At 71.6% G+C, this 12524-nt stretch carries 12 protein-coding genes; 7 read left to right on the top strand and 5 right to left on the bottom strand.

The window, feature by feature from the left end:
• Window positions 1-185 precede the first annotated feature (185 nt).
• The 4 genes from pspAB to IE195_RS19330 form a co-directional block, all read right to left on the bottom strand.
• Entirely contained in the window at window positions 186-785 is a 600-nt protein-coding gene (gene pspAB / locus IE195_RS19345) for a PspA-associated protein PspAB (protein ID WP_191273451.1), read from the bottom strand.
• Window positions 786-837: 52 nt separating this feature from the next.
• Window positions 838-1764 (bottom strand): zinc metalloprotease HtpX, encoded by a 927-nt coding sequence (htpX, locus tag IE195_RS19340; RefSeq protein WP_191273449.1) that lies wholly within the window; start codon window positions 1762-1764, stop codon window positions 838-840.
• Between the two features lie 270 nt (window positions 1765-2034).
• Window positions 2035-2313, bottom strand: a complete 279-nt coding sequence (pspAA, locus tag IE195_RS19335; RefSeq protein ID WP_191273447.1) for a PspA-associated protein PspAA — start codon at window positions 2311-2313, stop codon at window positions 2035-2037.
• A complete protein-coding gene (locus IE195_RS19330; RefSeq protein ID WP_191273445.1) occupies window positions 2310-3080 on the bottom strand; it encodes a PspA/IM30 family protein in 771 nt (256 codons plus the stop codon). Before IE195_RS19330 ends, pspAA begins: the two co-directional genes overlap by 4 nt.
• Before the next feature lie 96 nt (window positions 3081-3176).
• Between IE195_RS19330 and IE195_RS19325 the strand changes: the two genes are divergently transcribed.
• The gene (locus IE195_RS19325) at window positions 3177-3839 is read left to right on the top strand and encodes a DUF3043 domain-containing protein (RefSeq protein WP_191273442.1); all 663 of its coding nucleotides are present in this window, start codon (window positions 3177-3179) and stop codon (window positions 3837-3839) included.
• 161 nt (window positions 3840-4000) lie between these two features.
• Window positions 4001-5005 (top strand): aldo/keto reductase family protein, encoded by a 1005-nt coding sequence (locus tag IE195_RS19320; RefSeq protein WP_191273440.1) that lies wholly within the window; start codon window positions 4001-4003, stop codon window positions 5003-5005.
• A gap of 81 nt (window positions 5006-5086) precedes the next feature.
• Here the strand turns inward: IE195_RS19320 and IE195_RS19315 are convergent, their stop codons facing one another.
• Window positions 5087-5290, bottom strand: coding sequence for a hypothetical protein (locus tag IE195_RS19315; RefSeq protein ID WP_191273438.1), 204 nt, complete (start codon window positions 5288-5290; stop codon window positions 5087-5089).
• A 206-nt stretch (window positions 5291-5496) separates the two neighbouring features.
• On the opposite strand from IE195_RS19315, the gene IE195_RS19310 reads away from it, so the two are divergent.
• The 5 genes from IE195_RS19310 to sucB all read left to right on the top strand — a co-directional run.
• On the top strand, window positions 5497-6489 hold the full coding sequence (locus tag IE195_RS19310; protein WP_191273754.1) for a bifunctional adenosylcobinamide kinase/adenosylcobinamide-phosphate guanylyltransferase: 993 nt from the start codon (window positions 5497-5499) through the stop codon (window positions 6487-6489).
• Complete coding sequence (locus IE195_RS19305) at window positions 6486-7277, top strand: adenosylcobinamide-GDP ribazoletransferase (RefSeq protein WP_191273436.1); 792 nt, start codon at window positions 6486-6488, stop codon at window positions 7275-7277. Before IE195_RS19310 ends, IE195_RS19305 begins: the two co-directional genes overlap by 4 nt.
• A gap of 355 nt (window positions 7278-7632) precedes the next feature.
• Window positions 7633-9156, top strand: a complete 1524-nt coding sequence (locus tag IE195_RS19300; protein ID WP_191273434.1) for a leucyl aminopeptidase — start codon at window positions 7633-7635, stop codon at window positions 9154-9156.
• Between the two features lie 133 nt (window positions 9157-9289).
• Complete coding sequence (lpdA, locus tag IE195_RS19295; RefSeq protein WP_191273432.1) at window positions 9290-10666, top strand: dihydrolipoyl dehydrogenase; 1377 nt, start codon at window positions 9290-9292, stop codon at window positions 10664-10666.
• A 120-nt stretch (window positions 10667-10786) separates the two neighbouring features.
• On the top strand, window positions 10787-12524 hold a 1738-nt coding region (gene sucB / locus IE195_RS19290; RefSeq protein ID WP_229826323.1), incomplete at its 3' end, for a 2-oxoglutarate dehydrogenase, E2 component, dihydrolipoamide succinyltransferase.

Genomic DNA, 12524 nt, shown 5'->3' with positions numbered 1-12524 from the left:
CCTGCCGCCGCGGTCACACGGTGTTCGCGCGGTCGCGGCGGCGCACGGGTGTGCCCGTGGGTCCAAGGGTAATTTGTCCCGGCCCCGGATGCCATCTTCCGCGGGTCCGGAGGCGGATCGCACACCCGTGCGCGGTGCGGCCCGGACCAGCTCGCGGGCCCCGTCGGACGTCGTCCCGCCCCGGCTCAGAGACCGGGAGCCCCGTAGACCGGGAACCAGCGGGACCGGTCCTCCTCCATCGGCAGGTCGCCGGAGACCGCCGCCTCGACCTGGAGCTCCAGTGCGTTGTCGCGGCGCTGGCCGCCCAGGGGCGCGAACGGGTAGAAGGTGCCCCGCTTGTACAGGTAGACCAGAGCGGCCGAGCGGCCCCCGCCGTCGGTGAAACCCACGAGGGAGCACAGCAGGGAGGGGCCGTAACCGTTGGCCTCCAGGGTCGAGTTGACCGCGTGCAGGTCGGTGACCAGGCCGGTGATGTCGGTGCCCGTCAGCTCTGCGCCGGCGGGGTCCCCTCCCCCGGCGCGCAGGACCAGCCAGGTGTAGCCGTAGTCGTCGGTGGTCTGCTCGACCGGCGGTCCGTCACCGGTGTTGAGCAGCGCGGTCACGTCGCGCTCGACGTCCGCGAAGGCGGCGCCCTCGGAGGCGCGGAAGGCCACCGACCCCGTCCCGGTCGGGGTCAGGCCCGCCCCGGCCCGCAGGGTGAGGGCGGCCGAGGGCAGGCCGAAGAGCGCGTCGAGGTCGGGCTTGACCGGTTTGGAACGGCCGAGCAGGGCGCGCCAGAAACTCATGTGGTGGGTTCCCCTCGTGGGTGGTTCGGTGGCGGGGCCCGGACCGGCGGGCTCAGGCCCCGCGTCCGAGCTGGCGGGAGATGTCGGAGAGCTGGGCCAGGCGCTGCTCGACCGGCGGGTGGGTGGCGATCAGCTGGTTCATGCTGAAGCCCTTCTTCGCGAAGGCCGGAGCGAAGAAGAAGGCGTTGAACGGCTCGGCCTGGCGCAGGTCCCGGGTGGGGATGCGCGCCATGTCGCCGGTGATCTTGGACAGGGCGCTGCCCAGCACGGACGGGCGGCCGGTCAGGTAGGCGGCGGCCCGGTCCGCGGCGAGCTCGCGGTAGCGGGACAGGGCGCGGGTGAGCAGGAAGCTGAGGACCCAGGCGAGGGCGCTGACCACGACGACCAGGAGTGCGACGACCGCCGGGGCGGGTCCGCTGTTGTTGCTGCGCCCGCCGCCGGCGCCGGCGAACATGGCGAAGCGCAGCCCGGCCTGGGTGAGGAAGCCCGCGACGATGCCGAGGAACCCGGCGATGGTCATGACCATGACGTCGCGGTGGGCGACGTGGGAGAGCTCGTGCGCGACGACCGCCTCCAGCTCCGGTCCGTCCAGGCGGCGCATCAGCCCGGTGGTCACACAGATGACCGCGGACTTCTCGCTGTGGCCGGTGGCGAAGGCGTTGGGCACGTCGGTGTCGGCGATCCCCACGCGCGGTTTGGCCATGTCGGCCATGGCGCACAGGCGGTCGACCATGGCGTGCAGGTCGGGGGCCTGTTGGGGGGTGACCTCCTTGGCCCCCATGGCGAACATGGCGATCCGGTCGGAGGAGAAGTAGGAGAACAGCGCGAAGGCCGCCACCAGGACCAGTACCAGCCAGATGTTGAGTCCGGCGAGGACCAGCCCGAACACGAAGGCGACATAGACCAGGAACAGCAGGACCATGGTCATGACCATCCGGGCCGTCAGCCCCCGGTCCGGACGGAACTTCGAACCTGCCACGCCGTTTCCTTCCCTGTGGATGGTTCGGAGTGTAGTTCGCGCAGGTGAGAAACGGGTTAAAGCGGGCCGGCCGCGTGTTCCCCCGGTCGGCCCGCGGGACCCGCCCGCCGGACGCACCGCGGCCGCCGTGACGTGGTCACGGCGGCCGCGGTGGAAGCAAGGCCTGTGGGGGCACCGAGTGTCACCCGGGCCGGGGCGGAACGGCCGACGGGTTCACCTGTCCCGGGGACCCGCCCGGACGGTGGTGGCGGGTCCTCGGCGGACACGCCCCTAGCCCGGGATGAGTCCGTCGTCCTGCAGCATCTCGCGCACCTCGGCCATGGTGGCGTCGGCGGGCGGGAGGATGAACTGCGAGGGCTCCAGGGAGTCGGGCGGCAGCGGCTTGCTGTCCTGGCGCACCTTCTCCAGGAGGTCGTGCAGGGCCTTGCGGAACTCGGCTTCGTCATTCGACTCGATCGCCGCCTCCAGGGCGGAGTCGAAGTCGTTGAGCAGGTCGATGTCGGCGTCGGTCAGGTCCATCTGACCCTCGCCCATGATGCGGACGATCATGCGCCCTCCCTGTTCCCGGCCGAGCCGTTGCCACCCTCGATCTGCTGGGGGGCGCCACTGCTGCCGCCGCCCAGTTCGAGCTTCATCCGCTCGAGCTCGGCGTCGACACCGGACGTGCTCGCCATCTGGTCGAGCTCGTTCTGGATGTCGTCCCTGGGACCGGTGCCCGTGACGTCGTCCAGCGCGCCGGAGGCGAGGAGCTCGTCCACCGCTCCGGCCCGGGCCTGCATGTCGGCGGTCTTGTCCTCCGCGCGCTGCACGGCCATGCCCACGTCGCCCATCTCCTCGGAGATGCCGGAGAAGGCCTCGCTGATCTGCGTCTGGGCCTGGGCGGCGGTGTAGGTCGCCTTGATGGTCTCCTTGCGCGTGCGGAAGGCGTCCACCTTCGACTGCAGGCGCTGGGCGGCCATCGTGAGCTTCTGCTCCTCGCCCTGGAGGTTGGCGTGCTGCTCCCGCAGCCCCTCGATCTGGCTGGTCAGCCCGGACCGGCGGGTGAGGGCCTCACGGGCGAGGTCCTCACGGCCCTGGGTCAGGGCGGCCCGGCTCTGGTTCTCCAGCTTGCCGGACTGCTGTTCGAGCTGCTGGATCTGGAGCTCGACCCGCTTGCGGGAGGTCGCAACGTCGGCGACACCGCGACGGACCTTCTGCAGGAGTTCGAGCTGTTTCTGGTACGAGTAGTCGAGGGTTTCCCTGGGGTCCTCGACAGAGTCCAGGGCCTTGTTGGCCTTGGACTTGAAGATCATCGAAAGTCGCTGAAACACGCTCATTGGCGTGGCCGTCCCCTTCTCGGTGCGTACATCGGCTGTTCCCAGCGGGCGCTTTGCCCAACCCTACGCGGTCTGGCCCGCGGTCGCCATAAAGCTATGACCGGCTACCCTGAGGGTGTGTTCCGACGTCGCTCCGCTTCCGCAGCCCCGGATTCGAGCTCTGCCGAATCCGCCAGCCCTGAGGCCACTGAGTCCACCCAACCTAAGGGATACACCCCGAAGAAGGGTGTGCCCACCCCCAAGCGCAGGGAATCCGAAAGCACCCCGCGCCGACCGGTGAAGGCTCCCGAGACCCGTAAGGAGGCATACCGCGCCTACCGGGACCGTCTTGAACGTCAACGCGGCAGGGGCGCGCAGCGTTCCGGCGCCCCCAAGGGCGACGAGAAGTACTTCCGCCAGCAGGACATGGGCAGGGCCCGCGCCTTCGCCCGCGACTTCATCGACTCGCGCCGCAGCGCCAGTGAGTTCTTCCTGCCGTTCTCGATCCTGATCATCGCACTGCTGTTCATCAACAACCCCGCTTTCCAGGTGGGCGTGGCATACGTCCTGTGGCCGCTGATGATGGTCACGCTCATCGCTGAGGGCGTGTTGGTCGGCCGCACGGTGAAGCGGCGTGCCACCGAGTACTTCCCCGACGACTCCGGGCTCAAGGGCATCGGCTTGTACGCCGCGATGCGCCAGCTCCAGTTCCGGCGCCTGCGCCTGCCCAAGCCCCGCGTCAAGGTCGGCGAGGACCCCGCTCCGAGCAGCACGCGCTGAACGGCCCGTCCGTCCGTATCCCCGTCATCCCCGTCCCGTCCGACGTGAGTGAGCAGGGCCGGTGTCCGCACCGGCCCTTCACTTCCATCCCCGGTGGGAGCGTTCCCGGCAAGACCGCGGGCGCTCTCCGCCATCCTGCTCCCCCGGCTAGAGTGCTCCCCATGGACTTTCGGCATCTAGGCAACAGCGGTCTGGTCATCAGCGAGATCGCCTACGGGAACTGGATCACCCACGGCTCCCAGGTCGAGGAGGACACCGCCACCTCCTGTGTCCGCGCCGCGCTCGACGCGGGCGTCACCACCTTCGACACGGCGGACGTCTACGCCCAGGGCAGGGCCGAGGAGGTGCTCGGCCGCGCGCTGAAGGGCGAGCGCCGCGACGGCCTGGAGATCTTCTCCAAGGTCTTCTGGCCCATGGGCGAGGGCAGGAACGACAAGGGCCTGTCCCGCAAGCACATCATCCGCGGCGCGGAGGACTCCCTGCGTCGCCTGGGCACCGACTACCTGGACCTCTACCAGGCGCACCGGTTCGACTACACCACCCCGCTGGAAGAGACGATGCGGGCCTTCGAGGACCTGGTCCGCCAGGGCAAGGCCCTCTACATCGGTGTCTCCGAGTGGCGCGCCGAGGAGATCGAGCGGGCCCTCAAGATCGCCGACGAGATGGGCTTCGACCGGATCGTCTCCAGCCAGCCGCAGTACAACATGCTCTGGCGGGTCATCGAGTCCGAGGTCGTCCCGCTGTCCGAGCGCGAGGGGATCGGTCAGATCGTGTGGTCGCCGATCGCCGGCGGGATCCTGACCGGCAAGTACCGTCCCGGGCAGGAGTTGCCCGCGGGTTCGCGCGCCGCCGACCCCAAGAGCGAGAAGTTCCTCGCGGACAAGGTCTCCGACCAGGCTCTCCTGGAGCGGGTGCAGCGCCTGGAGCCCCTGGCTGCGGAGGCCGGGCTGACCCTGTCACAGCTCGCGGTGGCCTGGGTCCTGCAGAACCCCAACGTTTCGGCCGCGATCATCGGCGCCTCCCGTCCCGAGCAGGTCGAGAGCAACGTCAAGGCGGCCGGGGTCAAGCTCGACACCGGGCTGATGGCCCGGATCGACGAGGTCCTCGGTGACAGCATCGAGCGCGACCCCGCGCTCACCAGGAGCCCGGAGAACATCCGCGGGTAGGGCGTGTTCGGTCCCCGGCCGGGTCCGTTCGGCCCCGGCGCCCTGGCGGCGCCGGGGCCTTCGCGTGTCCCCGGGGCGGGGCTACTCGGCGGCCAGGGGCATCGTGTAGACCTCCCGGTCCTCCTCCAGGAGGGCGACGTTGCCCACCCCGCCCTCCGCGAGCTCCGCCCAGTTCTCGCCCAGCCAGCTCTCGGCGTCGCCACGCGACGTGAACGACTCGGCCGGCAGCTCCCCCGTCCTCATCTGGGCACCGTCCGCCTCGTGGTACCGCCACGTCCACGCCATGTTCGACCGCCCTTCGTCGCCGGTTCCACGGTGGGTACACCGCGATCCTGTGCCGAGCTTAACCAAGGCTTGGCACTTCATGCTGTTTACTCTGCTGGGTGCGTATCCGATTCCTGGGGACAGCGGGCCACTCGGGCTGGCCAGCCCCGCAGTGCACCTGCTCGTCCTGCAACAAGGCCCACGCGGAACGCCGTCTGCCGCTGAGGGTGACCGTCGACGACCGCTTCCGCATCCGCGAGGCCGGGGTCCTCGGCCCGGTCCCACCGGAGTACACGGTCACCCCCACCCCGGACGGCATCCGTGTCGAGGGCGCCGACGGCGGCCGCCTGCTGTACGCCCGCTCCACCCAGGGCCCGCTGCCCGGAGGGCCGCCCGCCGACGCCCGCCCCGCGGGTTCGTCCGTGTACTCCTCCGCGCCCGAGCAACAGGTGGACATGGTCATCGTGGACGCCGTGCGGCGCCCCGAGGTCATCGGGGAGCTGCGCCGCTCCGGGGTGATCGGGGTGACCACGGCGGTGGTCGCGGTCGGTGGCGACCACCGGGTCCGCTCACCGCAGGAGTTCGCCAGGCGCGCCCGTCTGTGGGGCGCCCTGGTCCCGGGCGACGGCACCGTCATCCCGTGCCCGCCCGCGGTGTGGCCGGAGTCCCGACCGCGCGGACCGCACCGGACCCTGGTCACCGGGGGTGCGCGTTCGGGCAAGTCCCGCGAGGCCGAGCTGCGCCTGCTGGCCGAACCGAAGGTGGTGTACGCGGCCACCGGCCCGGTTCCCGACGCGGAGGCGGATCCGGAGTGGGCCGAGCGCGTCTCCCGGCACGTACGGCGCCGCCCCTGGTGGTGGCGGACCGAACAGACCACCGACCTCGCGGTGCTGCTCCGGCGGACACGGGGCGCGGTCCTGGTCGACTGCCTGGGGACCTGGCTGACCTGGGTCATGGGCGAGTGCGGACTGTGGGAGGAGGACCCGCCCCGGGACGCCGAGGAGCGGGTGGAGGCCGCCGTCCACGACCTCCTGGAGGCCTGGCGCTCGACCCAGGCCTACGTCGTGGCGGTCACCAACGAGGCGGGGTCGGGTGTGGTTCCGCCGACCCGGTCGGGCCGGCTCTTCCGCGACCACCTGGGGCTGTTGAACCAGTGGGTGGGCGCGGAGTCCGAGGACGTGCTGCTGGCCGCTGCCGGGCGCGTGGTGGAGCTTCCGTGAGCCGCTCCGACACCGTGGACGGAGCCCGCATGGCCGTGGGCACCTTCACCGTCTGGCCGGTGCGGGTGGAACGGGTGGACCGTCCCGTGGCCGGGTGGGCGATGCGGTGGGCCCCGGTGCTGGGCGCCCTCCTGGGCGCGGTCACCGCCTCCCTCGCTACGGCCGGTGCGTGGTGGGGCTGGTCGGCTCCGCTGGCGGCGCTGCTCGCGACCGGCCTGGGCGCCGCGCTCACCCGGGGGTTGCACCTGGACGGGTTGGCCGACCTGGCCGACGGCCTGGGCAGCGGCCGCCCGGCCGAGGGCGCCTTGGAGGTGATGCGGCGCTCCGACATCGGCCCGTTCGGGGTGATCACCCTGCTGGTGACGGTCGGCGCGCAGGTCCTGGCACTGGGCCAGCTCGTCGGGGCCTCCCCCTGGGCCGCTCTGGCCGGCGCGGTGACGGCGGGCGCGACCGGTCGCCTGGCGGTCACCCTGGCGTGCACGCCCCGGGTCCCCTCCGCCCGCCCCGAGGGGCTGGGCGCCTTCGTGGCGGGGACGGTGCGCCCCCGGTCCGCGGCCGTGTGCGCGGCCGGGGTGCTGGCACTGTGCGCGCTCGGGCTGACGCACTCCCCCGGGTTCGCCGCGGCCTGCGCGGCGGGGGCGGTGTGCGGGTTGGCGGCGGCGGGCGCCCTGCTGCGCCGTGCGGTGCGCCGCCTGGGCGGCATCACCGGGGACGTGCTGGGCGCCCTGGTGGAGACGGCGGCGACGACCTCCCTGCTGGTGACGGCGGCTGCGCTCACCTGGGTCTGAGGGGTTTCCGGCGCTGGGCCCTCCGGTTCCACCGCGCGCCGCGGCGGGGGCGGGGCGGCTCCCACCAGGCGGTTCTTACCGGCCAGTAGCCCTGCCGCGCACCCCAATGTCGGCATGATCACATTTTTTCACACGGAGTTTCACCCGATCACCCCACGGGCAGGCACGGGCCCGCACCGGCGACCGCCTGCGAGACCCCCCGCGAGGGGCCAGAGCCCCCGCACGCCGCGGACGGGCGCGGACCCGCCCGGGGGGCGCTCCGCACCGCCGGGCGGCGCGGAGCGCCGCGTCAGAGCCCACAGGGCACGGGGCGCCGCGTCGCCGCGGGGGGCACGGGAGGACTAGCATCGGGGACGTGAGCACGACGTTGTCAGTAAACACGGAGTCCCCCAGTTCGCTCGACGCCGACGCGGTTGTCGTCGGTTACCACTCCGGAGGCGACGCCCCGGAGCCCGCATCGGGCGCTCATTCCGTCGACGCCGCCTTCGCGGGCGGCCTCGGCTCGACCCTGTCGCTCCTGGGAGCGAGCGGCGCACCCGAGGAGGTGCACACCATTGCCTCCCTCGGAGCCGTCAAGGCCCCGGTCGTCGTCGCGGTCGGTCTCGGCCCGGCACCCGCCGACGGCCCCGTCGACTCCGATGTCCTGTCCCGTGCGGCCGGTGCAGCCCTGCGGTCACTGAGCTCGCGCCCCGAGGGCGCAGGCCGTGTCGTTCTGGCACTGCCCGCGACCACCGCCGAGCAGGCGGGTGCCGTGGCCCTGGGCGCCGAACTCGGCAACTACAGCTTCGACCGGTACCGCACCGGCGAGAAGGCCGAGAAGAAGGCGGCCAGGGCCGCCGAGACCAAGCTGACCGTGGTCAGCGAGGCCGCGGGCGCCGGCGACGCGGTGGAGCGCGCCGCCGTCCTGGCCGAGGCCGTCTCCTTCACGCGCGACCTCGTCAACACCGCCCCGGCCGACCTGGTCCCCGAGGACCTGGCCGGCGCGGCACAGGAGATCGCCCGGCAGGCCGGCCTGGAGATCGAGGTCCTGGACGAGCGCGCCCTGTCCGAGGGCGGCTACGGCGGCCTGACCGGTGTCGGCCAGGGTTCGGCGAACCCGCCCCGCCTGGTGCGGCTGGCGCACAGCCACCCGGAGGCCACGAAGACGGTCGCCTTCGTCGGTAAGGGCATCACGTTCGACTCCGGCGGCCTGTCCCTCAAGCCCTCGGGCGGGATGGAGTGGATGAAGTCCGACATGAGCGGCGCCGCCTCCGTGCTCGCCGCCATGCGCGCCATCTCCACCCTGGGCCTGAAGGTCAACGTCGTCGGTTACCTGACCGTGGCCGAGAACATGCCCAGCGGCACCGCCCAGCGCCCCTCCGACGTCCTGAGCATCTACGGCGGCAAGACCGTCGAGGTCCTCAACACCGACGCCGAGGGCCGCCTGGTCATGGCCGACGGGCTGGTCCGCGCACACGAGGACGAGCCGGACCTGATCGTGGACATCGCCACGCTCACCGGCGCCCAGTTGGTCGCCCTGGGCACCCGCGTGTTCGCGGTCATGGCCAACGACGACGCCGTGCGCGAGGAGATCGTCACCGCCGCCGGCGCCGAGGGCGAGGCCTCCTGGCCGATGCCGCTCCCGGACGAGCTGCGCGCCGGCCTCAACTCCTCGGTCGCCGACATCGCCAACGTCGCGGGCGAGCGCTGGGGCGGGATGCTCTCCGCGGGCATCTTCCTCCGGGAGTTCATCGAGGAGGGCACCAAGTGGGCCCACCTCGACATCGCCGGGCCCTCCTTCAACCAGGGCGGCCCGCACGGTTACACCCCCAAGGGCGGTACGGGTGCGGGTACCCGCACCCTCGTCCGCATCGCCGAGGACTACGCCCGCAAGCAGTAGTCCTACAAGGTCGGAGCGGCAGTCCTGTGAGCCGGGCTGCCGCCCCCTCCCCGGCAGCCGCGGTCCGCCCCCGGCGGCGTACCGCGGTCTTCCACCACCCATCACCAGCCACCACAACTAGGAGTTCGTTCCCGTGAGTGAGAGCGGCGGCACCTTCGACCTCGTCGTCCTTGGCGGCGGCAGCGGCGGCTACGCGGCGGCACTGCGCGCCGCCGAGCTGGACATGAGCGTCGTCCTGATCGAGAAAGACAAGCTCGGCGGCACCTGCCTGCACCGCGGCTGCATCCCCACCAAGGCCCTCCTGCACTCGGCCGAGGTCGCCGACTCCGCCAAGGAGAGCGAGAACTTCGGCGTCAGGGCCACCTTCGAGGGCATCGACATCGAGGCCGTGCACAAGTACAAGGACAAGGTGGTCAGCGGCCTCTACAAGGGCCTGAGCGGGCTGGTCAAGTCCCGCAAGATCACCGTCGTCGAGGGTGAGGGCAAGCTCACCGGCAAGGACGAGGTCACGGTCGACGGCAAGGTCTACAAGGGGAGGAACATCCTCCTGGCGACCGGTTCCAAGCCCAAGACCCTGGGCCTGGAGATCGACGGCGAGAAGGTCATGACCAGTGACCAGGCCATGGAACTGAACCGTGTCCCCGAGTCCGTCATCGTCCTGGGCGGCGGCGTGATCGGCGTGGAGTTCGCCAGCGTGTGGCGTTCCTACGGCGCCGAGGTCACCGTCGTCGAGGCCCTCAAGCACCTGGTCCCCGTCGAGGAGGAGTCCAGCTCCAAGCTCCTGGAGCGCGCCTTCCGCAAGCGGAAGATCAAGGCCGAGCTCGGCACCCCGTTCGAGTCGGTCAAGACCACCGACTCCGGCGTGGTCGTCACCCTCCAGGGCGGCAAGACCCTCGAGGCCGAGGTCCTGCTGGTCGCCATCGGCCGCGGCCCGGTCTCCGAGGGCCTGGGCTACGAGGAGCAGGGCGTCACCCTGGACCGCGGCTTCGTCCAGGTCGACGAGAACCTGCACACCGGTGTCGGCAACGTCTACGCGGTCGGCGACCTCATCCCGACCCTCCAGCTCGCCCACGTCGGTTTCGCCGAGGGCATCTTCGTCGCCGAGCACATCGCCGGGCAGAACCCGCCCGCGATCGACTACGACGGTGTCCCCCGCGTCACGTACTGTGAGCCCGAGGTCGCGTCCGTGGGTCTGACCACCAAGGTGGCCAAGGAGCGCGGTCACGACGTCGTCGAGATGAACTACAACCTGGCGGGCAACGGCAAGAGCCAGATCCTCCAGACGCAGGGCGCGGTCAAGGTCATCGCCGAGAAGGACGGCCCCGTACTGGGCGTCCACATGGTCGGCAGCCGTGTCGGCGAGCTGATCGCCGAGGGCCAGCTGATCTACAACTGGGAGGCACTGCCCTCCGAGGTGGCCCAGCTGATCCACCCGCACCCGAGCCAGTCGGAGGCGCTGGGCGAGGCGCACCTCGCGCTGGCGGGCAAGCCGCTGCACGTCCACGACTGACCGCTTCACCCGGGGGCGGGCCCACGGGCCCGCCCCCGCACACATCCGCGCTGCCCATCAAGGCCTTGGGCAGGTACCGCGCCCAGATCCAACGAGGAACCCATGCCGACTTCCGTTTCCATGCCCGCCCTGGGTGAGAGCGTCACCGAGGGGACCGTCACCCAGTGGCTGAAGAACGTGGGCGACACCGTCGAGGTAGACGAGCCGCTCCTTGAGGTCTCCACCGACAAGGTGGACACCGAGATCCCGTCCCCGGTGGCCGGTGTACTCACCAAGATCCTCGTCGACGAGGACGAGACCGTGGAGATCGGCGCGGAGATCGCGGTCATCGGCGGCGACGGTGAGGACGCCGACGACGACGCGTCCTCCGGCTCCGCCGAACCCGAACAGGCCGCTGAACCCGAACAGGCCGACGAGCCCGAGCAGGCCCCCGAGCCGGAGCCCGCACCGGCCGCGGAGGAGCCCGCCGCCGAGTCCGAGCCCGCCGCCCCGGCCTCCGGTGACGACGCCTCCGGCGGTTCCGGCACCCCTGTGACCATCCCCGCCCTGGGTGAGAGCGTCACCGAGGGAACCATCACCCAGTGGCTGAAGAGCGTCGGCGACACCGTCGAGGAGGACGAGCCGCTCCTCGAGGTCTCCACCGACAAGGTGGACACCGAGATCCCGTCCCCGGTGGCCGGTGTACTCACCAAGATCCTCGTCGACGAGGACGAGACGGTCGAGATCGGCACCGAGATCGCGATCGTCGGCGGCTCCGGTTCGGCCCCCGCGGCCTCCGCCCCGGCCGAGTCCGAGGACGAGCCGAAGGCCGAGAAGGCCGAGCCCGAGCCGAAGCCCGAACCCAAGTCCGAGCCGAAGCCCGAGCCCGAGAGCGAGCCCGCCCCGGCAGCCCAGTCCGCGCCTGCTCCCGCCGCACGAGAGCAGGACGGTGGCAGCCCGTCGGTGGACGTGGAAACGCTCAGCGGCACCGGCCGGGCCTCCGGCACCGACGCCGTGACCGAGGCGTACGTGACGCCGCTGGTCCGCAAGCTGGCCAACGAGCACCGGGTCGACCTGAGCAGGGTCTCCGGTACCGGCGTGGGCGGTCGTATCCGCAAGCAGGACGTGCTCAAGGCCGCCGAGGCCCAGCGCGAAGCCGCCTCCGCGCCCGCCGCCCCGGCTGCTCAGCACAAGGTCGCCCCGGACCCGTCCCTGCGCGGCCGCACCGAGAAGCTGTCCCGTCTGCGCATGTCCATCGCGGACCGCATGGTCGAGTCGCTGCACGTTTCCGCCACGACGACGCAGGTCATCGAGGTCGACGTCAGCAAGATCGCGCGCCTGCGCGACCAGGCCCGCGACTCCTTCGCCCAGCGCGAGGGCGTGGAACTGGACTTCTTCCCGTTCTTCGCGCTGGCCGCCGTGGAGGCCCTCAAGACCCACCCGAAGGTCAACGCCGTGATCAACGGCACCGACCGGACGGTGACCTACCACGAGGTCGAGAACCTCGGTGTGTCGGTGGACACCGAGCGCGGTCTGCTCGCGCCCGTGGTCAAGGACGCCGGTTCGCTGAACCTGGGCGGCCTGGCCCGAAGCATCACGGACCTGACCGAGCGCGCCCACACCGGCAAGCTCGGCCCGGACGAGCTGGGCGGCGGCACGTTCACGGTCACCGACACCGGACACACCGGTGCGCTGTTCGGCACCCCGATCATCAACCAGCCGCAGGTGGCGATCCTGGGCGCCGGCGCGGTCGTCAAGCGTCCCGTCGTCGTCGAGGACGAGGCCATGGGCGGCGAGGTCATCGCGGTCCGCTGGATGGTCTACCTGTCGATGGCGCACGACCACCGCCTGATCGACAGCGCCGACGCGGGCCGTTTCC

It is taken from the genome of Nocardiopsis terrae (assembly GCF_014651695.1).
GTDB lineage: Bacteria > Actinomycetota > Actinomycetes > Streptosporangiales > Streptosporangiaceae > Nocardiopsis > Nocardiopsis terrae.
The sequence above is the reverse complement of the archived record's forward strand: the minus strand, read 5'-3'. Positions and strand labels throughout refer to the sequence as shown.